This window comes from Mucilaginibacter kameinonensis (genome assembly GCF_003675385.1).
Classification (GTDB): domain Bacteria; phylum Bacteroidota; class Bacteroidia; order Sphingobacteriales; family Sphingobacteriaceae; genus Mucilaginibacter; species Mucilaginibacter kameinonensis.
Window position 1 is genome coordinate 424,496 of record NZ_RCWZ01000003.1, and the last position, 23,978, is coordinate 448,473.

The following is a 23,978-nucleotide window of genomic DNA, read 5'->3' on the forward strand; positions in this document are numbered from 1 at the left end:
AAGGATGAAGAAACTTTTACCCATCCTTACCATCCTGATCTGTTCAATAAACGCGAATGCTCAAAAACTTACACCGCCACACTTTCGTGGTGGCGATAATGCTTTTCATAATTTTTTGAGCAAAAACTTAAAATGGCCTAAGGACGTCAGCAGTGGTGAAGGTATTGTTACCATAAGTTTTTTTGTTGAAAACGACGGCCGTTTAACCGACCTGAAAGTGGTTAAAGGCATGACTGAGCCTTTTAATAAAGAGGCTTTAAGGGTTATCGCGTTATCGGAGAGATGGGTGCCGGCTATGCGTGATGGTCATTTTATCAAATCAAAATACTCGGTACCCATACAGTTTTTTACCATGCAGGCAGTACAAGTTTTAGATAGCACGAAAGCTAACTGAATCATGGCTGAAACCTCCAAGCAAACATACCATTGGCATAAATTTCACGAAGGAGCAAAATAAATGAAGAAATCGCTGCTAACCCTCTTTACTATTATTACACAGGCTGCAATTTTACAGGCCCAAACCCTAACATCAGGAGGAAAACTAAAACCGGAACAAGCCATAATGGATGTGCGGCATTATACCATTTCGCTTGCTGTTAATCCTGTACAGAAAACCATTGATGGTTTTACTACCATTGATTTGATCATGGCAAAGCCTACTAAAGTTTTACTTTTTGATCTGTTAGATTCTTTGTCCATCACCAAGGTTTTGGTAAATGGTAAACAGGAATCTTTTGAATACAAAAACAACCTCATTACTATTAATACTGCTAAGGAACTACCTGCCGGTAAAGCAAGCGTAAAAGTAATTTATGGCGGCAAACCACACGTGGCAGTTCGCCCGCCCTGGGACGATGGTTTTATTTGGACGCGTGATTCAACCGGGCACCAGTGGATGGCCATTACGGCCGAAGGTACCGGTGGTAAATTGTATTTCCCTTGTAAAGATCATCCTTCGGATGAGCCCAATGAAGGCGTGGATATGTTCATCACCGTCCCTAAAGATCTGGTGGTTGCGGGCCCGGGTTTATTAAAGGGCGTAACCAAACAAAAAGAAACAGCAACATTTCACTGGCAAACCAAATACACTATCAACAATTATAGCATAGTGTTTAATGCCGGTGATTATACCGTAGTAACCCGTCCGTACACTACTGTCGATGGGCATAACGTACCAATTCAATTTTATGTATTAAAGGAACATGCTGCCAAGGCCGAACACCATCTTGATATTTTTGTAAAGACTATCAAAGAACAGGAGAAATACTTTGGCGAATATCCCTGGGCAAAAGAAAAGATAGGCATTGTTGAAACGCCTCACCTGGGTATGGAACACCAAACCATGAATGCCTATGGCGCTAAGTTCAGGTACACCAAAGTTGGCGGTGAAGATTATGATGGCCTGATGCATCACGAATTTGGTCACGAATGGTGGGGAAACAAAGTTACCGCTAAGGATTGGGCCGATTACTGGATCCACGAAGGCATCTGTACTTACGGCGATGCCCTTTATGTACGGGAATTTGAAGGAGAGAAAGCTTATATCAAATTCTTCCAAAATTCCGCTTTATCATTCGGCAATAAAATACCTCTTGTTATCGGGAAAGATATCGATGAGGAATCGGCTTATAACGGTGATATCTATGGCAAAGGCGCGTTCTTTATGCATACGCTGAGATATATTATGGGCGACAGTACCTTCTTCCCTACCCTTAAAGGTTTCGTTACCGATCCGCGATATACCTACAGTAATTTGGCCAGTACCGATGACGTGATCCAATATTTCAGCAAAGCCGCAGGCCAGGATCTAAAGCCGTTATTCGATCTGTATATTTATTCCATCAATAAACTGGAAGTACACGTAAAAGCCCAACGTGGCGATAAATACCAGGTTCAGCTATTAAATATCGACATGCCATTGCCTATTGATATTACTGCAGATGGTATTACTAAACGATATACGCTTGATAAAAAGGGCATCACAATAACCAGCAAAACCATGCCGGTCATTGACCCGGATACCTTTTATCTGAAGAAATTGATTATTGAATAGAATCAGGTCTGCTTCGTAAAGCAATATTATAAACAAAAACGTCATTGCTGGTACGAAGCAATCCCCGATAGCCAGAGCCACTCTGTATAGTTTGGGATTGCTTCGTACCCACCCATGACATGTTTCAAAATGGGTGTCATGCATCGACAAGCTCAGACCGATAGCCCTTTTTTCATTTCTTCTTCACAGGCCAACGGATTTAAATCACTCACAATGACTCTCTTTTAACTCTTTCAGGTCTTCTTGTTGAAAATAATCACCAAACAAAAAATCCCGATCAAAACCTGACCGGGATTTTTTATATCCTAATATCTGTTAACTGATTACTCAGCTACTTCTTCAGCGGCATCAGCAGCTTCTTCTTTTTTAGCTTTTGGTGCAGCAGCTTTCTTTGCTTTTGGAGCTTCTTCAGCAGCAGGAGCTTCAACAGCTACGGCTTCTTTTTTAGCTTTTGGTGCAGGTGCAGCTACTTCTTCAACGTCAGCAGCTTCAAACGGAACTACTGAAACGTATGAACGGTTATCAGCTTTCTTTTTGAAAACTACGATACCTTCAGCCAGTGCAAATAAAGTATGATCTTTACCAAGACCTACGTTTAAACCTGGATTGTGTTTGGTACCACGCTGACGAACGATGATATTACCTGCAATTGCTGGTTGACCACCGAAAATTTTGATACCTAAGCGTTTGCTATGCGACTCACGACCGTTTCTTGAACTACCGGCCCCTTTCTTATGTGCCATTTTTTATTTCTTTTATGGAATTGCAGAACAACTCCGGTTCAACCTTTAATTATAATGTAATACCGGTGATCTCGATCTTGGTAAATTGCTGACGGTGACCGTTTTTCTTTTTGTAACCTTTTCTTCTTTTCTTTTTGAAGACAATCACTTTATCACCTTTTAAATGTGACACGATCTTAGCCGATACTTTAGCACCTTTCAAATCAGAACCTAATTTGAATTTACCTTCGTTTTCTGCTAACAATACACTGTCAAATTCAATACTAGCGCCTTCATCGCCCTGTAACCTGTGTACAAAGATCTGCTGGTCTTTTGCAACTTTAAATTGCTGTCCTGCTATACTTACTATTGCGTACATGTTTGTTAAATATTGTTTTAAATTTCGAGGTGCAAATATAGGGATTGATTATTTAATAAACAACATCCCAATATTTTATTTTTTACCACGATTCTCTACATCAGTGAGTTTTTTCTGAATTTCAGCAACCAGTCGTTGATTGGCATCAATCAATTTAGGATTGCCAAAATAGTCTGTGTCAAAAATCACACGTTTGGTTTTCTCTTTGTATTTAAACTCAATGATATACCTAACCGCTTTGCCATCGGCAACTTTCGACGTATCTCCGATTTCTTTCGACGGAAAATCCCAAAAACCTAAATCGGCAGCTTTACGGTGCAGGTATAACAGATCATCTTTAGTCAAGTGCAAATGTTCTTTCACCAGCGAATCGCGCCTGTCGAGGTACTGAAACATGCCGGTATGCGAATCATATTTATTTACCAGGCTATCCTTATGGCCATATTGAAAACTGATCGATTGAAAATCAACGAAACGGTATGGCGCATTCTTGATCATCATACCATAATAATACACGCAGTATAGTATAAACGGCACTACTACGGTCATGATTAAAAACACTTTTTTTAAACGGGGAGACATATTTAATTGTTGAGTTGTTTAATTACTGAATTATTGATTTTTCCGAATCGTCATTGCGAGGCACGAGGCAATCGCGAACTATACAAAGCGGCTCTGCTTATTAGAAATTATGAAGAGCTATGTTCAATTTATAATTCTTAATAATCTCCATTAGGTCGGTTAATTATATTCGTTCTCTATGATGACTTAGTTATAAGTTATTGATTATTATTTTTTATTAGTAACGTGGGCGTTGCCTGCGGCTCGGGCTTTTCGTTACAAGTCCTCGCTTTTCCTACCCATAATCCTTACTCCGCGCTGTGGGCTTTTCACTGCAATCCCTAACGCGGCCTCTGCACACCATCTCTAAAATATATTTTACATGTCATTGCTGCCTTGTCCATCGTTTCACTGATGGTTCTTCGCAATACGTCATGTTTTATTCTCTTATTATTGGGGTACCTACCTCTTCTCCTTCCCATTTGCTTACCACCGCTGTAGCCATAGCGTTACCAAGCACATTTGTAGCAGAACGTCCCATATCTAACAATGGATCAATACCTATCAACAAAAACAAACCAGCTTCCGGAATATTGAACATAGCCAGCGTACCGGCAATTACAACCAGCGAAGCCCTTGGCACGCCTGCCACGCCTTTACTGGTAAGCATCAATACCAGCAACATGGATAATTGATGCCCGAATGAAAGGTGAATATCATAGGATTGCGCCAGAAACAACGACGCAAAAGTCATGTACATCATAGAGCCATCCAAATTAAATGAATACCCGAGTGGCAATACAAAGCTCACTATTTTATTACTGCAACCAAACTTCTCCAGCTCTTCCAACACTTTTGGATAGGCTGCCTCGCTTGTTGAAGTACTAAAAGCTATTAGCATGGCATCCTTAATACTGTTCAACAGCCTGAATACCGGCTTCCTTAATACAATGTATCCCGCCAATATAATCACCGACCACAATACGATCAGCGAAAAATAAAACTCGCTGATAAAAATACCATAAGTTGAAAGTACACCTATCCCTTGTTTGGCAACAACCGCGGTTATTGCACCAAACACCGCTAAAGGGGCCATTTTCATCACATAACCGGTAATCTTCATGATCACATGGGCAAAGGCGTCCATAGCTTTGATCACTATTTTGCCCTGCTCGCCTATTGCTGCAGTAGCGACGCCAAAAAACAAAGAGAACACCACAATCTGCAGGATCTCGTTATTTGCCATAGCCTCAATAAAACTCTTAGGAAAAACGTGACCAACAAATTCGGTTAATGATAAGGCCGTCTTTTTGATACCTGTACTCAAATGACTATCAGGAAGCGGAAGGTGCATGGTTTTACCTGGTTCAAACAAGTTAACCAATAGCATCCCTAATAATAAGGATACCAGCGTTGCGCTGATGAACCAGAGCATTGTTTTACCCCCTATCCGGCCAACAGCCTTAATATCCCCTACCTTGGCAACGCCCACCACCAATGTGGTGAACACCAATGGTGCTACAATCATTTTTATCAGGTTAAGGAAAATCTTGCTCAGTATATTATAAAGCTCAAGCTTATCTTCCCGGGCGTCGGTTGCCTGGCTTTGAAGTTTTACCTGGGCTATTCGTTGTAGTTTAAGATCTTTATAGGCTGATACCGTAGTATCGGATAATGCTTCTATATTTTTGTCGATACTTTTAATAGTTGCACCGGCGGTACTAAGCTGTTTATTCAGATCGGCAAAAACGTAGGTGTTATAAATATAACCGGCTACCACACCCAAAATCAGTGCGATAAAAATGAAGAGCGTCAGTCTGCTTTTTTTCATTTAATTTAATAAGCCTGCAAAACTACAAAATTTACGGTCGGTTTAAACAGGCTTCGGAATATTCTATTTTACACTAACTCACATTAGGCAAATAAAACATCTTACCACGTTTTAGCATTATCATACTTTATAAAAACAATTAGTATTTTGCCCGCTTATTTACAACATGACTACTACTGCCTACGGACTACAGCATATAAAAAAGGAAATTCAGCACCTGCCCAACGAGCAGATGGCCGAATTAATGCTCCGTTTAGCGCGCTATAAAAAGGAAAACAAAGAACTTCTCGCCTACCTGCTCTTTGAAGCTCATGATGAAGCCGCCTTTATCGAAAAGGTAAAAGCCGAAGCCGGGTTTATGTTCAGCCAGCTATCGTCATTAAGTTATAACGCCGCAAAAGGCATGCGTAAAATATTAAGGCTGCTAAGTAAGTACACCAAGTTCATGGCTTCAAAAGGTGCCGAAATTGAATTATTGATCAATTTTTGCGAGAATTACGTGGAGTATGCCGACAGGCGCACATCATACAAACCTTTAAGATTGATACTGATACGTCAGGTAGAAAAAATCCGTGGATTGATTGTTAAACTACATGAGGACCTTCAGTTTGATTACCAGGACAGTTACAACAATTTAATAAGTGATGCTGAAACTAAGCTGGGCTGGTTTAAAAAGAATGATCATTTGTTGTAACATACAAAGCTTAACATCGTCTAAATATAAAATTAACTGAAGTGGCCAACAAAGAAGCAGCATTCAAGCAGATATATGAAGCTAATTCTAAAAAGATATTCCATCTGTGCTATGGTTATACCGGCGATGACGATGCCGCCAACGACCTGCTACAGGAAACCTTTTTAAAGGTTTGGCAAAATTTAGACAAATTCCGTAACCAGGCCATGATATCAACCTGGATTTACCGGATTGCTGTAAATACCTGTTTAACCTATTTGCGCTCGGAAAAACGCCAGGCCAAAGACGAACTTACTCCACAATTAGCAGAAACAAAACGCGAAGAACTATCGGATAAAAACGAACAGGTTGCTTTACTATATAAGTGTATTTCAAAACTGGAAGAATCAGAAAGGATTATTATAACTATGGTGCTTGATGAGGTGCCATACCCCGAAATTGCCGAAATTTCGGGTATATCAGAAGGGAACTTGAGGGTGAAAATTTATCGTATTAAACAAAAATTAACGGAGTTATATAACCAGTATGAAAGACTTTGATCATTTGATGTCGGTTTGGCAGGGACAGCCAAAACCAGATCAGCTTTCGGTGGATGAGGTGCTGAAGCAGGTAAAGAAGGGGATTCGCAGCATAACTACTAAGTTGTACTGGACTATAGTGGCCATGGTGGCCATCGCGGCATTCGCGTTTATTGTTACATTTTTCCTGGCATTTAAATCAACCGTAACCACTGTAGGTATATTAATAGTATTGGTTACAATGCTCATGTACCTCTCTCTCATTTTACGTCATTACCATATCCTGAGCAAACAGGACGCAACATTAAACCCAACCGAATATTTACACAGCCTTAAAGAATACCAAAAAAGCCGTTCGAAGGTAATAGGTTGGTTTTACTATATCTATATACTCATGATAAGTGCAGGATTGGCCATGTACTTTGTTGAAGTACTTGAACACTCATCTTTAGCTTTCAAAATAGTGACTTACAGTTCGATTGCTGTGTGGTTTTTGTTTACTACCTTTTATCTTAAACCGCGTATGTTTAAAAACGAGGAAGAGAAACTAAACCTGATGATTGACAGACTGGTACGTCTACAGGAGCAGTTTGATTAATGAAGATTTAAAGGCCTCCGACTTAGAACTTTCGACTTAGGGATTTTGACTTAAAAAAGATTATCTGTTTTGGTTAATCAGCGCATGCAACACCTGATCTTTTAACTGCCTGCTGATTGGAACTTCAAATTCGCCAATATTCAGCATGTTCCCTTCTATAGAGGTAATTTTATTACTGGCGATTATGTACGACTTATGCGTTTGCATAAATTTACGGGCCGGCAGTTTATCGGCGAAAGCCCGCAAGGTACTATGAGTTATTATTTTGCGGGCAGATGTATAGATCTCAACATAATTCTCCATTCCTTTGATAAATAACACATCGTCGAAAACGATCTTTTCAAGCTTGCCATTGCTTTTAACAAAAATGTAATCGACCGAACCCGCGTTACTTCTCAAATCAAAATAGTCTTTGGCTTTAAAGGCAGCTTTCATAAAGCGCTCAAACGGGATGGGTTTAAGCAGATAGTCAAGCACATCCAGATCAAAGCCGTCGGTAGCGTATTCTTTAAAGGCGGTAGTAAAAATTACTTTTGGAGGGTTAGGCATCGAACGTATAAACTCAACGCCTGTTAAATGCGGCATCTGGATATCAAGGAACAGCAGATCAACAGATTGTTGAGCAAGCAAAGCGCCCAATTCCATCGCGTCTTCACATTGAGCTTTCAGATCAAAAAATCCGGCTTTTGTAACGTAGCCCTCCAGCCCTTTACGGGCAAAGGGCTCATCGTCGGTAATAATGCAGCTAATTAATGCCATAATTTATATATTCAATTCAAGTACTGCGGTATAATGATCATTCTCACGACCTGTGTTGAGCTGATGTTTGCCCGGATAAAGTAGTTGCAACCTCCGGCTCAGGTTTTCTAAACCAATGCCGCTGTAATTATCCGGCGCTTTCATATTTGCCGGTGTATCGTTATAAACTTTAAATACAAACTTACCATCGATAATGCTTCCATCAATGGTTATTTTGTACGCTCCGCCAATGTATTTAAAGGCGTTTTCAACCAGCGGTAATAAAAGCAACGGGTAAATTAATTGATCGTTTAAGCGTTCATCAAAATGTACATTCAACTGCATTCTGCTGCTCGCTCGTATCTGTTGCAACCTGATATAATTTTCAAGGTACTCCAGTTCCTGTTTTACAGTTACTTGTTGTTGCTGATCATAAAGCTGATAGCGCAACAAACTTGACAGTAGCTCAGTGCTTTTCTTTGCGCCGGGCACATCTTCATCCATCTGAAAATAGATGGTATTTAAGGCGTTAAACAAAAAATGCGGATGGTATTGCGCCTTTAAAAATTTCAGTTCGGTTTCCAGCTGATCATTGGTTAATTTTTCCAGTTGCATTTTATTATTTACATAGGCTTTAAGCCAGGTGCTGCTACGTGCAACGCCGTAATAAATAATAGCGTACAAAGTGGGGATCATGTTAATATCGGCCACATCTGCCCAGGGCATTAGTTCATCAATACCCTGGGTTACGTGCAGGGCCATATCCATCGGAACAAATACTACGTTTACCAATATTAGGTTTACACCTACCAAGATGATCAGTTCCCGTACAACGTCCCGGTAAGATAATGGCGCGCCCCTATGACTGTCATAGTACCTAAAAAGCCACTCAAAAAGATAGATTGCCAGATAGCCCACCAATATCGAACAGGCCATTTCAATGCCATTGACATAGAAATCCCTTTTCCAAAAATGCTGGCCAAGGTCTGTATCATGTAACAGCCTGATGGTAAAATATACCAATAAGCCATACAATTCCGGAAAAATGTATTTCCTGAAAAATTTCATATCAGCAAATTACAAATTTCAAACAGAAAGGACAGGTTGTGGCTTAAGTTCAGTTACCATATTACGGGACAACGCTTCCGGTTTATCTTTTGGCTTCATGCCAAACAAAAAGCGGGCTAAATTATAAGGCCTTATCAGTAAATGATAAATAAGCACAGTTACAAAAAAAGTAATACCCACTGTATAAATGTATTTAGACAGAATGCTTTCGTTTTGAACTTGTACAATATAATAAGCCACTAAAACGATAACGGTTTGGTGCAATATGTAAAATGGATATACAGCCTGGTTTAAATAACCGAGCACTTTATGGCTGCGGTTAAAATAATGTTTACCATAGCCAACCAAAGCAAGTACCCATCCCCAGGCAATAATTGGCCTTAAAGCGGTAAAGGCGTAGGAAAAAGCAATATTTTGAAAAGGCCAGTGAGCATGTAATGGCTCAACGCCGTTCCAGCGCATAACTTCCCAGACCATAAGACTTAAAAAGCCGATAGTTAAGGCAAAACGACGGTTGCGTTCAAGGCTATCCATCAGTTTAGGTTGCAGGATACAAATAAAACCCGCCAGCAGAAAAAACAACCAGTAAACAAAATAACTGCCATCATGGATCAGGTCATTGGTTTCGGGTAGGTTCCAACTGGTAAAAGTAAACCAGAGGATTCCGGGAAGCATCAATAAATAAACCCATTTTCCGGTAGCCAAAACAGCCAGTTTTTGTTTAAAGCCATCACTTTTTGGCGAGATCATCCAGGTGAATAGTGGCGCGAATATCAGATCGTAAATAAAAAGGTAGGCAATAAACCAAAGGTGGTGCCAGCTGAAATTCCCTTTGGGATAAGGCTGAAAGCTAAATGTACTTGGATAAAAATCCAGGAATGATCCTTTGTAGCCATTGGCTAAGCGTTCCATATAGATCTGCGGCGGAACAATGATGAACATGCCCACCAAAAGCGGAATAAAAAGCCGGCGGAAGCGCAAGCCGATAAAACTGAGTGTAGAGCGCCGCTGCATCATGTAGTAACTCACGGTACCTGAAATAAAAAAGAGCAGCGGCATGCGAAAAAGGTGCAAAAAATGATTTGACTCCATCATTAGATTACTGGTTTCGTGGTTTTTAATATGCCATCCATCCTCAGCAACAAAAGGCATTGCCGAGTGAAAAAATAACACCCCCAATATTGACAGAATCCTCAACCAATCGAGGTAAGTTTGACGTTGTGTGGTTTCCATAATTTCTTCTTTTTTATCAAAAGAAGCCACTCCCTTCCACCCCATAAAATTACTTTGACCAACGGTAAAAAACCTTTGACCATTGGTTGAAAACAATAGCCGCATTGTGTCACTTAAAAGAACATTTCCCATGGCGGCCAGAGGCCGATTGATAGTTGCCACTCGGCTGGAGCCGAGCGGCGGCGGTGGGAAGTCTCCCCTTTCGGGGGAGATTTAGAGGGGGTACTCAGCCCCTCATAAACGGATTAAAATTCCTTGTGCCTATCTCCATCCCTGCAGCGCGGCAGATGGTTTTATCCCCGAATTTAAAATTGATCTGATCCATGGCCTGGTAAAGTTTAATGCGTTCCTCATTATCTTCAAACAGATTGATTTGATAGCTTCCTGTGCAGAGATCGCTTAAACGCACACCTATCAACCTGATTGGCCGATGCTGGTCCCAGGCCATTTTCAGCAAATTCTTAACGCCGGGAATCAGTATATGCTCTGCTGCAGTAAGCGCTATTTTTTGTTGCTGGGTATGTGTTTCAAAATTGCCATAACGTAGTTTGATAGCCAGGCATGATGAAAGCTTATTTTCCCGCCGCAATTTGGACGACAACTCTTCGGTCATGGATACCAACGTAGTTTCAAGCGTACGGGGATCAGATACATTGGTATGAAAAGTATGTTCTGTGCTAATGGATTTCCTATCGGAATGAGATACGATTTCGCTATGATCTATACCATTGGCTTTTTCCCAAAGCGAATGACCGTACTTGCCGAAAATTGTTTCCAGAAAACGGATATTGGTACGCTGCAGATCACCAATTTTTTCAACGCCGTACTGATATAACCTATTCCGGGTACTCTCGCCCAAACCAGGTATTTTTCCAATATTAAGCGGAGCCAGAAACTTTATTTCATCGCCATGTTTTACAAACATCTGTCCGTTGGGTTTGGCCTGGTTGGTAGCCATTTTAGCAATGGTTTTACCCGATGCCATACCGAAAGATATTGGCAACCCGGTTTCTTTAATGATCTTCTGCCTCAACTTAGTAGCTTCATGGTAGCAGTCAAAAAAGCGATCCATGCCGGTATAATCGATATAAAACTCATCAACCGATGTTTTTTGATATAAAGGAACGGTATCATGAATGATCTGTGTAACCTCGCGTGAAGCTTCTCCATAGCGCCCGTGCGAACCCCTAATGAGGATGGCATGCGGACACAGCTTAAGCGCCTGCTTAGTTGGCATAGCCGAATGCACACCAAAAGCCCTGGCCTCGTAACTGCATGAAGCCACCACTCCCCTCTCGGGCGAACCACCTATGATAACTGGCTTACCGATCAGTTCGGGATGAAACTTCCGCTCCACCGAAACGAAGAATGAGTCAAGATCGATATGAACGATATAACGTTTAGCTTCCACACAACAAAAATGAAAATAAATTTGATATTTTGCTAATTTTTTTAGCAATTTTGAATTAAGGAAATTATTAGCCAGATGAGTATATATGAAGACTACCTGATGTTATTGTCGCCGCCCGAAACGGTGAAACATGAGATTGCACGCTACAAAAAAGCATCAGCAAGACTTATCGGCAATTATAAAAGTATGGATTCGCCGGCTCATATATCTATCCAGCATTTGGAAAGGCAAAAGCCTTTTATGGCCGATAAAAACCTTGAGCTAATGGAGCAGGCATTGAATATTTTGCCACCCGTATTGTTGCACCTTGATGGATTTTATCACTTCTCCCATCTGCACAACCGCATGACTATTTATGCCAGTATCCGCGCCACCCCTGCTACTGATAAATGGTTTAACACCTTAAAAAAGAAGCTGCGCATCAAAAAGAATCTTATCCCGCACATAACGGTAGTGCGCGACATCCCTGAAAAAGATTTTGATGCACTTTGGCCCCATTTCAGGCATAAAAAGCTGCTTGAACCATTTTGGGTAAAAGAGCTTACCATATTGAAACGCGATACGCTTGACGCTTTTGCCAAATGGGATAAGTTTAAAGTTTTTGAGTTTAAAAACATGGCCGGCCCGGGTTATACCCGCGATGAACTGGAACTACTTAAAGCCGGCGATCCCGATCAAATCAATTTATTCAATTAAAATTTAATAATCATGGACTACGCATTTTATCATTTTATCCTTCCGATACCAGATCATGTCGATTTCATGATCCGTAAATTAAAAAGCGAATCAAAACGCCTAATTGGCAACTACCCAAGCATGCATGCCAGGGCGCATATCACCATAAATAATTATCCACGCAAACCGCTGGATGTGGACGTTCAGGGTTTCTCTTTCCTGGGCCGGAAACTTAGCTTGCTGCCATCAATTGTTTTTGAGATAGACGGGTTTGATTGTTTCAATGAAGGTAACAATTACAATAAAACCATTTTTGCAAAGCTCAAACTATCAGAACAAAACCAATATTGGCTTAAATTACTCAAGGATATAGTTGGTGAAAGCAGTACTATTCCCCATATCACAGTAGCAAGAGCTATAACGCCGGAACAATTTGAAAGGCTTTGGCCCTATTTTCAAAAGAGAGAAATGAAGGTAAAATTTGTTGTTGACCGGCTTACTATTTTGAAAAATTTACTGTTGGATATCGATCAACACGCCAAAACTTACCGAGAATTTGAGTTTCGGGGTGGCGAAAATGAGCTAACAAGGCTTGATAAGCTTGCTTCAACAAGGCAATTTAAAAATTATCCCTCTATAAATCAACAGATAAGCCTTTTTTAACATTTTCTTAATCATAAATGCTACCTTTTTCTATATTTGCGCCGGGGTAAGTCTTTTACGGCCAGCTCCTCTTGAACTCCCCCAGGGTGGGAACACAGCAAGGGTAGAGAGTTGAGCGGCGCGATAAAAGTAGCTTACCCTTTTTTATTTTCTTATTTTTGCCGCACCGGCAAAATGCCCGAACCTACACCGGTTCATGATTTCTTTAATTTCTTAATTGTACATAAATGCTCGATATACTCATTATTGGCGGCGGTCCTATTGGTTTGGCTTGCGGACTTGCGGCACAAAAAGCCGGTTTAAGTTTTGTTATCGTTGAAAAAGGCACGCTGGTAAACTCGCTGTACAACTATCCTTCAACCATGACCTTTTTTTCTACCTCAGAGAAACTGGAGATTGGCGGAGTACCATTTGTTACCACCCATACCAAACCAAACCGCGCCGATGCGCTTGAATATTACCGCCGCGTAGCACTATCAAACAACCTGCCTATTCATCTTTTTGAGGAAGTTACCGGGGTAAAACCTGAAAATGGCCATTATGTGATCACCACAAAAAAGGATACTTATCGTGCTAAAAAAGTGATCTTGTCAACCGGGTTTTATGATATAGCAGTTAACCTTGATATTCCGGGCGAAGATCTGCCCAAAGTAAAACACTACTACCAGGACCCACATTATTACACACTGCAAAAAGTGGTGGTTGTAGGATCAAGCAATTCGGCTATTGATGTGGCCCTTGAAACTTACCGTAAAGGGGCTGATGTTACGCTGGTAATCCGCGACAGCGAAGTAAGCCAAAGGGTTAAATATTGGGTAAGGCCTGATATTATTAACCGTATTAAAGAAGGCAGCATCAAAGTTTATTTCAATTCTAATTTGGAAGCCGTTCGTGAAACTGAGGTAGATATCAAAACTCCCGATGGACTTATTACTATACCCAATGATTTTGTAATGGCGATGACGGGCTATAAACCTAATTTTGAGTTTTTGAAAAAGCTTGGCATCATCCTTTCCGAAGATAAATTTATCCCTCAGTACAACCCCGAAACCATGGAAACAAATATGCCCGGTTTATACCTTGCCGGGGTGGTTTGCGGCGGTCTGGATACCCACCTTTGGTTCATTGAAAATTCACGCATCCACGCGGATATGATTATCGCGGATATTATGGCTGGGAGGTGAATGGTTGATTAAGTTGATTGAGTGAATAGTTATTGCTGTAAATCTGCAAGTTATCACAATAAACCAACCACTCACTCAATCAACCGAATCAACCATTTAACCAACATCAAATAATCGCATTTTTTTCTTGTATAAATAAAATTTTATAGTCTATTTTGCAGCGAAATTAAAAACACAGTAATTCAATAAAAAAATGAATATACCAAGCTTAAATAAGCCCGCTACAAGAGCAAGTTTTGCTCCGGTTGCTGCTGCCTTGGGTTCAACTGTTTTTTTAAACTGCCCTCTCCGACGAAGGACCTACATGCCGCGGGCTTGAATTAATTTCTCCTCTGCCCACACAAAAAGAGTTTTTTAAACTTCTTTTTAAGAAAACCATCTAATTATTTAAGGCTTTAAAAGGCCGATTAATTTCACGGTAATTATCTATTTAAATGACAATACAAGATTTTGATATTCAGGTTGCTACAGCACAGCATGTAGACTATGCCACCATGATATGCGATGAAATGGCCGAATCGGCTAAAGCTCGCGGAACCGGTATAGCTACACGCTCGCCCGAATATGTTGCTAATAAAATGCTGGAAGGCAAAGCTGTTATAGCCCTTCATAAAGATGGCACCTGGGCAGGTTTCTGCTATATTGAAACCTGGAGCCATGGCGACTTTGTTGCCAACTCGGGCCTTATAGTTAATCCACAGTTTCGTAAAGCGGGATTGGCTAAAGCTATTAAACACCGCATTTTTCAGTTATCGCGCACCAAATACCCTGATGCCAAAATATTCGGCTTAACAACCGGATTAGCGGTAATGAAGATCAACTCGGAGCTTGGCTACGAACCGGTAACCTACTCTGAACTTACCCAGGACGAAAACTTTTGGGCAGGCTGCAAAAGCTGCGTAAACTTTGACATTTTAACCAGCAAAGGCCGCAAAAACTGCATGTGTACCGCGATGCTTTTTGATCCAGCCGAAAAACAAAAAGAGTACGAAGAAAAGATGCAGCGGATCACGCATAAGGCAACATTGCTTGAGCGCATTGAGAACGCCATTAAAAAACGTATAAAACACGATGTTTAGGATTTAGGCAAAAGGTTAAAGGCGAAAGGTTAAAGGTAGCTGCATCATAATGAGAGATTATAAAAAACTTGATGTTTGGAAAAAGGCACACTTGCTCACAAAGCAAGTGTATGCTGAAATATTGCCCATAATGCCTCGTGAAGAACAATTTGCCTTAACCAATCAACTACGTAGATCCACTTATTCTATCCCTTTAAATATAGTTGAGGGATGCGGTAAAAATACCGATAAAGATTTCACTCATTACCTGGATAATGCGTTGGGGTCTGCACACGAAGTAGAATATACTGTTTATCTGATTTATGATCTGGGATTTATTCCAACTGAAATTTACGACAAAACAAACACCTCGATTAACGAAGTGAAAGCGATGTTAATTGGGTTTATTAAATTTTTGAGAAGCGATAATTAATATAAAACGTACAAGGCGAAACCTTTTACCTTTAACCTTTCGCCTTTAACCTTAAAAAATGAAAAAAGTAGTATTAGCTTATAGCGGAGGTTTAGATACCTCATTTTGCTGTATTTATTTAACACAGGATCTTGGTTATGAGGTTCATTCCGTTATTGTAAATACCGGCGGTTTTAGCGAGGAAGAGTTAAAAGGCGTTGAAGAACGTGCTTATAAAATGGGTGTTACTTCGCACCATGTGGTTGATGAAACCGAGAACTTTTACAATACCTGCGTACGCTTTTTAATTTACGGTAACGTATTAAAAAACAACACCTACCCGCTATCTGTAAGTGCCGAGCGCGTAAGCCAGGCTACTGCTATTGCTAACTACGCTAAAGAAATTGGTGCTGAGTCTGTAGCTCACGGTAGCACCGGTGCAGGTAATGACCAGGTGCGTTTTGATATGATCTTCAATATCCTTGTACCTGATATCAAGATCATCACCCCTATCCGTGATTTGAAACTGAGCCGTGAAGCAGAGATCGAATACCTGAAAAAACACGGTGTTGATATGAACTTTGAGAAAGCTAAATATTCTATCAACAAAGGTATCTGGGGTACATCTGTAGGCGGTAAAGAAACACTTACCTCAAACCTGGGCCTACCTGAAGAAGCCTGGCCTACTCAGGTTACCGAATCAGAAGTTAAAGATCTTGAGCTTGTCTTTGAAAAAGGTGAACTGGTTGCCATCAACGGCGAACAATACGATCACCCAACTAAAGCTATCCAGGCCTTGCAGGCTATCGCTCAGCCTTATGGCGTTGGCAGGGATATCCATGTTGGTGATACTATTATCGGTATTAAAGGTCGCGTTGGCTTTGAAGCCGCAGCTCCAATGATCATCATTAAAGCTCACCATACTTTAGAGAAACACGTATTGACCAAATGGCAGCTTACATGGAAAGATCAGTTATCATCTTTCTATGGCAACTGGCTGCATGAAGGTCAGTTCCATGACCCTATCATGCGCAACATGGAAGCTTTTTTAACTGATACACAGAAAAATGTTACCGGTAAAGTATTTGTTCAGTTGCACCCATATCGCTTCCAGGTAATTGGTATCGAATCACCTTATGATTTGATGTCGAACAAATTTGGCAGCTACGGCGAAATGAACAATGCATGGAGTGGCGAAGACGTTAAAGGTTTCTCAAAAATATTTGGCAACCAGGTAATGATCTACCACAAGGTTAACGGCCAAAATGATTAATACAGCGTTTTCAAAAAGTGAATGCCTAAAGCATTATAACTGGGGCGACGATTGTCATGGATGGACCTTCATTGATACAGAAGCGTTATCCGTTAAGCAGGAGTTAATGCCACCAGACACTGCCGAACAATTGCATTATCACGAGAAAGCTACACAGGTATTTTTCATTTTAAAAGGACGTGCTACATTTTCGATAGACGGCGAGGTTACAGTATTGAAGCCAGAACAGGGCATCGAGATCCATCCCGGTCAAAAGCATTTTATCGGCAATAACGACCGGAGCGATCTTGAGTTTATTTTATATTCATATCCATCTACAAACAATGACAGAATTGAAATCAAATAAGGTGCGTGCAGGCATAGTTGGCGGAGCGGGATACACCGGGGGCGAAATGCTTCGGATCCTGATAAACCATCCTAACGTGGAGATAGCTTTTGTTCACAGTAACAGCAACGCTGGTAACTATGTTTACGAAGTACATACCGACCTGTTTGGCGATACCGATCTGAAATTTGCCGCCGAACTTTCTACCGATGTTGACGTACTTTTCCTTTGTGTTGGCCATGGCGATGCCAAAAAGTTTCTGGAAGCAAACGCTATCCCCAATACGGTTAAGATCATTGACCTGAGCCAGGATTTCAGGCTCAATCAAAACTCAACTTTAAATGGCAAAAACTTTGTTTATGGCTTACCTGAATTAAACCGTGAGGCCATTAAAACGGCTGCTAATATTGCTAACCCGGGATGCTTTGCTACCTGTTTGCAATTGGGACTGCTCCCTTTAGCTTCAAAAGGCTTGTTAAATAATGAAGTGCACGTTACCGCTACAACAGGTTCCACCGGTGCGGGGCAAAGCTTATCGCCCACCTCACACTTTACCTGGCGTAACGATAACCTCTCTGTTTACAAAGCATTCAGTCACCAGCATTTGAATGAGATTGGTCAGTCGTTAAGGCAGTTACAAGCCGGCTTTGATAAGGCTATCAACTTCATACCTTACCGTGGCGATTTTACCCGCGGCATTATTGCTTCAATTTATACCGAAAGCGATTTAAGCGAAGAAGAGGCTTTAGCACTTTACCAAAGTTATTACGAGGGTCATCCGTTTACGCATGTAACTAACCGCAATATCGATCTAAAGCAGATTGTAAACACCAACAAATGCTTTATCCAGGTAAAAAAACACGATAACAAAATATTCATTATCAGCATAATGGATAACTTACTTAAAGGCGCATCAGGCCAGGCAGTACAGAACATGAACTTATTGTTCGGACTGAACGAGCGCGCAGGCTTACGACTTAAGGCGATCGGCTTTTAACGGAGCTGCTCGCCGAATTCTGAAAGTTCTGTTATTAATTAAGTACTAATTTTTATCCCATTTAAGCAATGAATCTATTTGACGTATATCCTATAAATCCCATCAACATAGTAAGAGGCCAAGGAAGTTTAGTGTACGATAATCACGATACTGAATATCTTGACATGTACGGTGGTCATGCTGTAATCTCAATTGGTCACACGCACCCTCATTATGTAAAAAGATTAGAAGATCAATTACATAAGCTTGGCTTTTATTCTAACTCTATTGAGATTCCGATTCAGAAAGAATTAGCCGAAAAGTTAGGTAAGGTTTCAGGCAAGGAAGATTACCAGTTATTCCTGTGTAATTCTGGCGCTGAAGCAAATGAGAATGCTTTAAAACTGGCTTCCTTTTACAACGGTAAAAAGAAAGTTATCGCTTTCAGCAAATCATTTCATGGCCGTACTTCGTTAGCTGTTGCTGTAACTGATAACCCTAAGATCGTTGCCCCTATCAACGAAACTGACAATGTGATCTTTTTGCCATGGGCAGATGAAGCAGCTTTAGAAGAAGCCTTTAAAAACAACGAAATTTCTTCGGTAATTATTGAAGGTATTCAGGGCGTAGGCGGCATCCAGGTTGCCCCTGAAAGCTTCCTGCAAAAGATCCGTTCATTGTGCGACCAGTACAATGCCGTATTTATTGCCGATTCGGTTCAATGCGGTTACGGTCGTACCGGTAAATTTTTCTCGCATGATTTTGCTGGTGTTGATGCCGATATCTACAGTATGGCTAAAGGCATGGGTAATGGTTTCCCTGTTGGGGGCATTATTATCTCGCCAAAAATCCAGCCTGCTTACGGCATGTTAGGTACTACTTTTGGAGGCAATCACCTGGCTTGCGCCGCAGGTTTAGCTGTTCTTGAAACCATTGAACAAGATAACCTGTTTCAAAATGCGGCTGAAGTTGGTGGTTACTTGATAAAAGAGCTTAACAAGTTGGAGCAGGTTAAAGAAGTTCGTGGTCGCGGTTTGATGATCGGTATCGAATTACCTGAGGAATTAGCCCATGCCCGTAAAGAACTGTTAAACAAGCACCACATATTTACAGGCGAAGCCAAACCCAACGTGATCAGGCTGTTACCTGCGTTAAACTTAACCAAGGCCCATGCTGATAGGTTCCTGGAAGCTTTTGTAAATGTATTGAATCAATAATCCGCTATAATATTCAAACCAATGAAATTATTTTCTTCTGTTAATGACGTAACTGACGTTAACGCACTTGTAAAAGAGGCATTGGCGCTTAAGCAGGATCCATTTGCCCATCAGCAACTTGGTAAAAATAAAACGCTTGCCCTGGTATTTTTAAACCCGAGTCTGCGTACCCGTATGAGTACACAAAAAGCAGCCATGAACCTTGGTATGAACGTAATGGTGCTTAATATAGACAAGGAAGGTTGGGCATTGGAACTGCGCGACGGTGTAATTATGGATGGCACTACAGTTGAGCATATCCGTGAAGCCGCAGGTGTTATGGGTCAATATGCTGATATTATTGGTGTACGTTCGTTCCCCGGCTTAAGAAATCGTGAGGAAGATTACAGCGAGATGATTTTTAATAAGTTTGTGGAGTTTTGCAAAGTGCCGGTTGTGAGCCTGGAATCGGCAACCCGTCACCCGCTGCAAAGCCTGGCCGATTTAATTACCATTGAAGAGCTAAAGAAAACAGCACGTCCTAAAGTGGTATTAACCTGGGCACCGCATATTAAACCACTACCTCAAGCTGTTCCGAACTCGTTTTCGGAATGGATGTGCAAAGCTGATGTTGATTTTACCATTGTACAGCCTAAAGGCTATGAACTTTGTACTGATTTTACGCAAGGTGCAAACATCAGCTATAATCAGGACGAGGCTTTAGCCGGGGCAGATTTCATCTACGTAAAAAACTGGTCGGCTTATGAGCCTTATGGTAACATATTGGGCAAACATGAAGAATGGATGCTTACCAACAAAAAGCTGGAGCAAACCAACAATGCCAAAGTAATGCATTGTTTACCGGTACGCCGTAACCTGGAGCTTTCTGACGAAATATTAGACGGCCCAAGCTCAATTGTGGTACACGAAGCCGGCAATCGCGTCTGGGCGGCCCAAGCTGTGCTAAAACAGATGCTGGAAAGTTTGTAAATAAAGTACTTTTATATAAGCACGAGTCAGACTGCGTCAGTCTTGACTCGTGCTTCTTCCCTTCTTTAATCTTTTCTCCAGATGTACACTCCTAAACATTTTCAGTTAACAGATGAGCAGGAAGCCATCAACTTTATGCGGCGCTATAGTTTTGCTACTATCGTTACAGCCACCGATAATGTTCCGTTTGCAACCCATATTCCCTTTTTGGTAAGCAAACGCGATGACAAAATTGTACTGTCGTCTCATTTCGCTAAGGCCAATCCCCAGGCAAATGAAATTATTGGGAAAGATATTTTGGTGATATTTACCGAGCCTCATGCTTACATATCGCCCAAGCATTACGAAAAGGATACCAACGTACCTACCTGGAATTACATTGCGGTGCATGCCTATGGCAAAGCGACAATTTTGCCTGAAGGTGAACAAACTGCCAATCTGTTAGTCCAAATGATTAGCAACTATGAGGCCGATTACCTCATCCAATGGAATAACCTACCCGACGAGTACAAGCAACGGATGATGAAAGGTATTGTAGCTTTTGAAATCATAGTTGACGATCTTCAGGGTAAACAAAAGCTGAGTCAAAACCGTAGCGAAGTGGAGCGGGAGAATATCACCAAAGCATTAAGTAATAGTAGTGATACGGTTGAAGCAGAGATCGGTAAATACATGTCGCATATTAAGTAAGCGCTATCCTTCCACCTTTCTTGATGCCCGGTTAATCATAGCATTGAGCGTTAATCCCTGTACTATTACCGAGAATATCACAATAAAATAGCTTCCCGATAAAATCAGGTGCCGGTACGGTGTATTAGGCAGCGACAAAGCCAAAGCTATGGAAATACCCCCGCGCAATCCCGCCCAGGTCATGATATTGATATTACTATAGTTTACCTTAAGGGTTTGTTTTAAAAACGTGAGCGGTAACGCTATACTAAGCCAACGCGCTATTAGTACAGTAATAATAGAAATACTCCCCGTAACCCAATAATTATTTACAAAGGGCAGGTTAACCAGCTGCAGACCGATCATCACAAATAGAATGGTGTTCAGTATCTCATCAACCAATTTCCAGAATTTTTCAAGCGCCTCGTGCGATTTTTCTTTATTGTCCTGATTAATAGATTGCCCTCCTGCAAATAATCCAGCTACAACAACCGATAGCGGAAGTGAAAAACCAATTAATACAGCTAATACCGACAAGCCCATTACCAGTGCCAGCGAGATCAATACAATGGTCTGAAAATCTTTAACGGCGTGCATCAACCGGTGAGCAATGTAACCTAAGATAGCTCCGGCTACTACCCCTCCGATAATTTCCTTTACTATTAGTACTGTCACTTTGGCCAGCTCAATTTTCTCTTCGCCTACACGGGCTATTTCCAGTATGATCACAAACAGGATAAGGCCTATCCCATCGTTAAACAGGGATTCGCCCGAAATAATGGTTTCAAGGTTGGCAGGCAATTTCGAGTTACGGATAATTGCCGATACAGCTACCGGATCAGTTGGCGAGATCAAAGCGCCGAACAACAGGCAATAGATCAATGGCATGTGGATATGAAAAACCGGGGCTGCATAAAACAACAGGAACCCAAATACGGCTGTTGAAATAATTACGCCCAAGGTGCTCAGTACAAATACCGGTCGCATTTCTTTTTTCAGCTTCCGGCCATCCAGGTTAAATGAGCTTGAAAAAAGCAGAAAACCAAGCAGGATATTCAACACCGCTTTTGAAAAATTGATACTTTTAGCCAGCGCACCAAGATAATCGGCAATTGCCGAATCAACCTTATCGACAATAAGTATGGTTATAGATGTGATGGTTGCCAGCAGCACAATGCCAATTGTACCCGGCAGCTTAATAAAGCGCGCGTTCAGGTATGAGAAAACCGCGCTGACAATAACAAGTAAAGCAATTACAACAAACAGATCCATAAATACTTACAAGTAAGGATTTAAAAGAACTATTGTTTGTAACTATCTTGATTCAGGATCTGTCATCCGGGTTTCATTGTCAAAAAAGCGCACGATCAGTCTGTTATCGCTGTTTTTGGTGAAATAGTTAATGGCCCAGCTAAAAAATATGATCCCCTTATTGGTAAAGCCTGCAAGCGACATGATATGCACAAAGCCCCATACCAGCCAGGCAAAAAATCCCTGGAAATGAATTTTCCCTAAATCGGCTACAGCTTTATTCCGGCCGATAGTTGCCAATGAACCCTTATCACGGTATTTAAAGGGCTTCAGCGGCTGACGCTCAAACATGCGGTAAACGTTTTCGCCAAGATTTTGCCCCTGCTGAATAGCTACCGGCGCAACACCGGGATGCCCGTTTGGATATTCATCGGTGATCATGGCGGCAACATCGCCTATGGCATAAATATTTTCGTAGCCCTTTACCTTGTTAAACTCATCAACCAGGATCCGGTTACCTCGCACTATATTATCAGCAGAAATCCCCTCCGGCACCTCGCCCTTTACCCCTGCCGCCCAAAGTACGTTACGGGTTAAAAGCGATGTACCATTATCTATCTTGAGTTCGTAGCCATTATAACTTTGCACATGAGCGCTATTGTAAATGGTTACGTCCATATCTTCCAAAAACTTTTTGGCTTTTGCCCTTGCACCAGCCGAAAAGGAAGCGAGTAATTCGGCTTTGCCTTCAACAAGATAAACCCTCATGCTGTGTTTGCGTAAGCCATGATAGTCCTTCATGAGTATCAACTCGCGCATTTCGGCAAGTGCTCCAGATAATTCCACACCGGTTGGGCCTCCGCCAACAACAACAAAAGTCATCAAGGCAGCTTTTTCTTCGGGATCTTTAGATACCAGCGATGTTTCAAGATTTTGAAGGATCAGGCTCCTTAAGTTTAAAGCCTCCGGGATATTCTTCATCGGCATTGCAAAATGTTCTATCTCTTTGTTGCCGAAAAAGTTGGTATTTGAGCCGGTAGCAATAGCCAGGTAATCGTAATAAATAGTACCGATATCGGTATCGAGTGTATTACTTTCGGGATTGATCTTCTTTACCTCAGCAAGCGCGAAGCGGAAATTATTTTGCCTGGTAAAAATCCGCCTTAAAGGGAAACCGATTGAGTCTGCAGCTATGGAGCCTCCTGCAACCTGGTACAATAAGGGCTGAAAGGTATGATAATTGTGCTTGTCGATCATCAGTACATCAACAGGCGCGTCTTTTAATTTCTTAGCTAATTGTATCCCTCCAAATCCTCCCCCAATAATTGCCACCCGTGGCCTGGTATTCTTTTTTTGCTCCATAGATAGATATAAGCAAGGATGATGCCTTAAAGTTTTCCAATAATACTAAATCTTTCATAATCAAATTGTAAACTTAAACTGCAAATTCAATCATTCATTTTTAAATCACTTTTTGAAAAAACACACTATATTTTCGTA

The 23,978-nt window shown here is 41.2% G+C and carries 26 protein-coding genes and 1 other RNA gene; 17 read left to right on the plus strand and 10 right to left on the minus strand.

Features of this window, described 5'->3' with window-relative positions:
• The first annotated feature begins 4 nt into the window (after positions 1 to 4).
• On the plus strand, positions 5 to 394 hold the full coding sequence (locus EAH55_RS14990; RefSeq protein ID WP_121810377.1) for an energy transducer TonB: 390 nt from the start codon (positions 5 to 7) through the stop codon (positions 392 to 394).
• 63 nt (positions 395 to 457) lie between these two features.
• Positions 458 to 2,053, plus strand: coding sequence for a M1 family metallopeptidase (locus EAH55_RS14995; RefSeq protein WP_121810378.1), 1,596 nt, complete (start codon positions 458 to 460; stop codon positions 2,051 to 2,053).
• A gap of 323 nt (positions 2,054 to 2,376) precedes the next feature.
• Here the strand turns inward: EAH55_RS14995 and rpmA are convergent, their stop codons facing one another.
• From rpmA to EAH55_RS15015, 4 genes are all read right to left on the minus strand, one after another.
• The gene (gene rpmA, locus EAH55_RS15000) at positions 2,377 to 2,796 is read right to left on the minus strand and encodes a 50S ribosomal protein L27 (protein WP_121810379.1); all 420 of its coding nucleotides are present in this window, start codon (positions 2,794 to 2,796) and stop codon (positions 2,377 to 2,379) included.
• Between the two features lie 49 nt (positions 2,797 to 2,845).
• The gene (gene rplU, locus EAH55_RS15005) at positions 2,846 to 3,154 is read right to left on the minus strand and encodes a 50S ribosomal protein L21 (RefSeq protein WP_121810380.1); all 309 of its coding nucleotides are present in this window, start codon (positions 3,152 to 3,154) and stop codon (positions 2,846 to 2,848) included.
• A 75-nt stretch (positions 3,155 to 3,229) separates the two neighbouring features.
• Complete coding sequence (locus EAH55_RS15010; protein ID WP_121810381.1) at positions 3,230 to 3,736, minus strand: hypothetical protein; 507 nt, start codon at positions 3,734 to 3,736, stop codon at positions 3,230 to 3,232.
• Between the two features lie 418 nt (positions 3,737 to 4,154).
• On the minus strand, positions 4,155 to 5,546 hold the full coding sequence (locus tag EAH55_RS15015) for a dicarboxylate/amino acid:cation symporter (RefSeq protein WP_121810382.1): 1,392 nt from the start codon (positions 5,544 to 5,546) through the stop codon (positions 4,155 to 4,157).
• A gap of 166 nt (positions 5,547 to 5,712) precedes the next feature.
• On the opposite strand from EAH55_RS15015, the gene EAH55_RS15020 reads away from it, so the two are divergent.
• The 3 genes from EAH55_RS15020 to EAH55_RS15030 are packed head-to-tail and all read left to right on the plus strand — an operon-like array spanning position 5,713 to position 7,356.
• A complete protein-coding gene (locus tag EAH55_RS15020; RefSeq protein ID WP_114938172.1) occupies positions 5,713 to 6,240 on the plus strand; it encodes a hypothetical protein in 528 nt (175 codons plus the stop codon).
• Positions 6,241 to 6,281: 41 nt separating this feature from the next.
• Positions 6,282 to 6,779 (plus strand): RNA polymerase sigma factor, encoded by a 498-nt coding sequence (locus EAH55_RS15025; protein WP_112570152.1) that lies wholly within the window; start codon positions 6,282 to 6,284, stop codon positions 6,777 to 6,779.
• Positions 6,766 to 7,356, plus strand: a complete 591-nt coding sequence (locus tag EAH55_RS15030) for a hypothetical protein (RefSeq protein WP_121810383.1) — start codon at positions 6,766 to 6,768, stop codon at positions 7,354 to 7,356. Before EAH55_RS15025 ends, EAH55_RS15030 begins: the two co-directional genes overlap by 14 nt.
• A gap of 60 nt (positions 7,357 to 7,416) precedes the next feature.
• Here the strand turns inward: EAH55_RS15030 and EAH55_RS15035 are convergent, their stop codons facing one another.
• The 4 genes from EAH55_RS15035 to dinB all read right to left on the minus strand — a co-directional run bounded on the left by EAH55_RS15035 (position 7,417) and on the right by dinB (position 11,806).
• Positions 7,417 to 8,115 carry a LytR/AlgR family response regulator transcription factor gene (locus tag EAH55_RS15035; RefSeq protein ID WP_121810384.1) on the minus strand — a complete coding sequence of 233 codons (699 nt, stop codon included), beginning with the start codon at positions 8,113 to 8,115 and terminating at the stop codon, positions 7,417 to 7,419.
• A 3-nt stretch (positions 8,116 to 8,118) separates the two neighbouring features.
• Positions 8,119 to 9,162, minus strand: a complete 1,044-nt coding sequence (locus EAH55_RS15040; RefSeq protein ID WP_121810385.1) for a sensor histidine kinase — start codon at positions 9,160 to 9,162, stop codon at positions 8,119 to 8,121.
• A gap of 18 nt (positions 9,163 to 9,180) precedes the next feature.
• A complete protein-coding gene (locus EAH55_RS15045; protein ID WP_162996891.1) occupies positions 9,181 to 10,500 on the minus strand; it encodes an acyltransferase family protein in 1,320 nt (439 codons plus the stop codon).
• A gap of 121 nt (positions 10,501 to 10,621) precedes the next feature.
• Positions 10,622 to 11,806: a DNA polymerase IV gene (gene dinB / locus EAH55_RS15050; protein WP_121810387.1), complete on the minus strand. Its 1,185-nt coding sequence runs from the start codon at positions 11,804 to 11,806 to the stop codon at positions 10,622 to 10,624.
• Positions 11,807 to 11,881: 75 nt separating this feature from the next.
• Between dinB and EAH55_RS15055 the strand changes: the two genes are divergently transcribed.
• From EAH55_RS15055 to EAH55_RS15110, 12 genes are all read left to right on the plus strand, one after another.
• Entirely contained in the window at positions 11,882 to 12,502 is a 621-nt protein-coding gene (locus EAH55_RS15055; protein ID WP_121810388.1) for a 2'-5' RNA ligase family protein, read from the plus strand.
• 12 nt (positions 12,503 to 12,514) lie between these two features.
• On the plus strand, positions 12,515 to 13,144 hold the full coding sequence (locus EAH55_RS15060; RefSeq protein WP_121810389.1) for a 2'-5' RNA ligase family protein: 630 nt from the start codon (positions 12,515 to 12,517) through the stop codon (positions 13,142 to 13,144).
• A 44-nt stretch (positions 13,145 to 13,188) separates the two neighbouring features.
• An RNA gene (ffs, locus tag EAH55_RS15065) (signal recognition particle sRNA small type) lies at positions 13,189 to 13,287 on the plus strand.
• Positions 13,288 to 13,371: 84 nt separating this feature from the next.
• The gene (locus EAH55_RS15070) at positions 13,372 to 14,328 is read left to right on the plus strand and encodes a YpdA family putative bacillithiol disulfide reductase (RefSeq protein ID WP_121810390.1); all 957 of its coding nucleotides are present in this window, start codon (positions 13,372 to 13,374) and stop codon (positions 14,326 to 14,328) included.
• A gap of 434 nt (positions 14,329 to 14,762) precedes the next feature.
• Positions 14,763 to 15,407: a GNAT family N-acetyltransferase gene (locus tag EAH55_RS15075; RefSeq protein ID WP_112571573.1), complete on the plus strand. Its 645-nt coding sequence runs from the start codon at positions 14,763 to 14,765 to the stop codon at positions 15,405 to 15,407.
• Positions 15,408 to 15,456: 49 nt separating this feature from the next.
• On the plus strand, positions 15,457 to 15,819 hold the full coding sequence (locus tag EAH55_RS15080; RefSeq protein ID WP_121810391.1) for a four helix bundle protein: 363 nt from the start codon (positions 15,457 to 15,459) through the stop codon (positions 15,817 to 15,819).
• A 58-nt stretch (positions 15,820 to 15,877) separates the two neighbouring features.
• Positions 15,878 to 17,071 (plus strand): argininosuccinate synthase, encoded by a 1,194-nt coding sequence (argG, locus tag EAH55_RS15085; protein WP_121810392.1) that lies wholly within the window; start codon positions 15,878 to 15,880, stop codon positions 17,069 to 17,071.
• A complete protein-coding gene (locus tag EAH55_RS15090; protein ID WP_121810393.1) occupies positions 17,064 to 17,417 on the plus strand; it encodes a cupin domain-containing protein in 354 nt (117 codons plus the stop codon). The genes argG and EAH55_RS15090 overlap by 8 nt, the downstream gene beginning before the upstream one ends.
• Entirely contained in the window at positions 17,395 to 18,393 is a 999-nt protein-coding gene (gene argC / locus EAH55_RS15095) for an N-acetyl-gamma-glutamyl-phosphate reductase (protein ID WP_121810394.1), read from the plus strand. The genes EAH55_RS15090 and argC overlap by 23 nt, the downstream gene beginning before the upstream one ends.
• Positions 18,394 to 18,461: 68 nt before the next feature.
• Positions 18,462 to 19,589: an aspartate aminotransferase family protein gene (locus tag EAH55_RS15100; RefSeq protein WP_121810395.1), complete on the plus strand. Its 1,128-nt coding sequence runs from the start codon at positions 18,462 to 18,464 to the stop codon at positions 19,587 to 19,589.
• 21 nt (positions 19,590 to 19,610) lie between these two features.
• Positions 19,611 to 20,558, plus strand: a complete 948-nt coding sequence (locus EAH55_RS15105) for an N-acetylornithine carbamoyltransferase (RefSeq protein ID WP_121810396.1) — start codon at positions 19,611 to 19,613, stop codon at positions 20,556 to 20,558.
• 81 nt (positions 20,559 to 20,639) lie between these two features.
• Positions 20,640 to 21,248 (plus strand): FMN-binding negative transcriptional regulator, encoded by a 609-nt coding sequence (locus EAH55_RS15110; protein WP_121810397.1) that lies wholly within the window; start codon positions 20,640 to 20,642, stop codon positions 21,246 to 21,248.
• Positions 21,249 to 21,251: 3 nt separating this feature from the next.
• Here EAH55_RS15110 and EAH55_RS15115 read toward each other — a convergent pair whose 3' ends face one another.
• Both EAH55_RS15115 and EAH55_RS15120 read right to left on the minus strand, forming a co-directional pair.
• Positions 21,252 to 22,499: a cation:proton antiporter gene (locus tag EAH55_RS15115; protein WP_121810398.1), complete on the minus strand. Its 1,248-nt coding sequence runs from the start codon at positions 22,497 to 22,499 to the stop codon at positions 21,252 to 21,254.
• A 42-nt stretch (positions 22,500 to 22,541) separates the two neighbouring features.
• Positions 22,542 to 23,840 carry an NAD(P)/FAD-dependent oxidoreductase gene (locus EAH55_RS15120; RefSeq protein ID WP_121810399.1) on the minus strand — a complete coding sequence of 433 codons (1,299 nt, stop codon included), beginning with the start codon at positions 23,838 to 23,840 and terminating at the stop codon, positions 22,542 to 22,544.
• Positions 23,841 to 23,978 lie beyond the last annotated feature (138 nt).

Excerpts from the sequence above, each read along its gene's own strand:
- EAH55_RS15070 (WP_121810390.1), top strand. The coding sequence starts at position 13,372 with ATGCTCGATATACTCATTATTGGCGGCGGTCCTATTGGTTTGGCTTGC.
- EAH55_RS15020 (WP_114938172.1), top strand. The coding sequence starts at position 5,713 with ATGACTACTACTGCCTACGGACTACAGCATATAAAAAAGGAAATTCAG.
- EAH55_RS15030 (WP_121810383.1), top strand. The coding sequence starts at position 6,766 with ATGAAAGACTTTGATCATTTGATGTCGGTTTGGCAGGGACAGCCAAAA.
- rplU (WP_121810380.1), bottom strand. The coding sequence starts at position 3,154 with ATGTACGCAATAGTAAGTATAGCAGGACAGCAATTTAAAGTTGCAAAA.
- EAH55_RS15045 (WP_162996891.1), bottom strand. The coding sequence starts at position 10,500 with ATGCGGCTATTGTTTTCAACCAATGGTCAAAGGTTTTTTACCGTTGGT.
- EAH55_RS15035 (WP_121810384.1), bottom strand. The coding sequence starts at position 8,115 with ATGGCATTAATTAGCTGCATTATTACCGACGATGAGCCCTTTGCCCGT.
- argG (WP_121810392.1), top strand. The coding sequence starts at position 15,878 with ATGAAAAAAGTAGTATTAGCTTATAGCGGAGGTTTAGATACCTCATTT.
- EAH55_RS15015 (WP_121810382.1), bottom strand. The coding sequence starts at position 5,546 with ATGAAAAAAAGCAGACTGACGCTCTTCATTTTTATCGCACTGATTTTG.
- EAH55_RS15040 (WP_121810385.1), bottom strand. The coding sequence starts at position 9,162 with ATGAAATTTTTCAGGAAATACATTTTTCCGGAATTGTATGGCTTATTG.
- EAH55_RS15010 (WP_121810381.1), bottom strand. The coding sequence starts at position 3,736 with ATGTCTCCCCGTTTAAAAAAAGTGTTTTTAATCATGACCGTAGTAGTG.
- EAH55_RS15090 (WP_121810393.1), top strand. The coding sequence starts at position 17,064 with ATGATTAATACAGCGTTTTCAAAAAGTGAATGCCTAAAGCATTATAAC.
- EAH55_RS15110 (WP_121810397.1), top strand. The coding sequence starts at position 20,640 with ATGTACACTCCTAAACATTTTCAGTTAACAGATGAGCAGGAAGCCATC.
- EAH55_RS15120 (WP_121810399.1), bottom strand. The coding sequence starts at position 23,840 with ATGGAGCAAAAAAAGAATACCAGGCCACGGGTGGCAATTATTGGGGGA.
- EAH55_RS15105 (WP_121810396.1), top strand. The coding sequence starts at position 19,611 with ATGAAATTATTTTCTTCTGTTAATGACGTAACTGACGTTAACGCACTT.
- EAH55_RS15100 (WP_121810395.1), top strand. The coding sequence starts at position 18,462 with ATGAATCTATTTGACGTATATCCTATAAATCCCATCAACATAGTAAGA.
- EAH55_RS14990 (WP_121810377.1), top strand. The coding sequence starts at position 5 with ATGAAGAAACTTTTACCCATCCTTACCATCCTGATCTGTTCAATAAAC.
- EAH55_RS15115 (WP_121810398.1), bottom strand. The coding sequence starts at position 22,499 with ATGGATCTGTTTGTTGTAATTGCTTTACTTGTTATTGTCAGCGCGGTT.
- argC (WP_121810394.1), top strand. The coding sequence starts at position 17,395 with ATGACAGAATTGAAATCAAATAAGGTGCGTGCAGGCATAGTTGGCGGA.
- EAH55_RS14995 (WP_121810378.1), top strand. The coding sequence starts at position 458 with ATGAAGAAATCGCTGCTAACCCTCTTTACTATTATTACACAGGCTGCA.
- EAH55_RS15055 (WP_121810388.1), top strand. The coding sequence starts at position 11,882 with ATGAGTATATATGAAGACTACCTGATGTTATTGTCGCCGCCCGAAACG.
- rpmA (WP_121810379.1), bottom strand. The coding sequence starts at position 2,796 with ATGGCACATAAGAAAGGGGCCGGTAGTTCAAGAAACGGTCGTGAGTCG.
- EAH55_RS15060 (WP_121810389.1), top strand. The coding sequence starts at position 12,515 with ATGGACTACGCATTTTATCATTTTATCCTTCCGATACCAGATCATGTC.
- EAH55_RS15075 (WP_112571573.1), top strand. The coding sequence starts at position 14,763 with ATGACAATACAAGATTTTGATATTCAGGTTGCTACAGCACAGCATGTA.
- EAH55_RS15080 (WP_121810391.1), top strand. The coding sequence starts at position 15,457 with ATGAGAGATTATAAAAAACTTGATGTTTGGAAAAAGGCACACTTGCTC.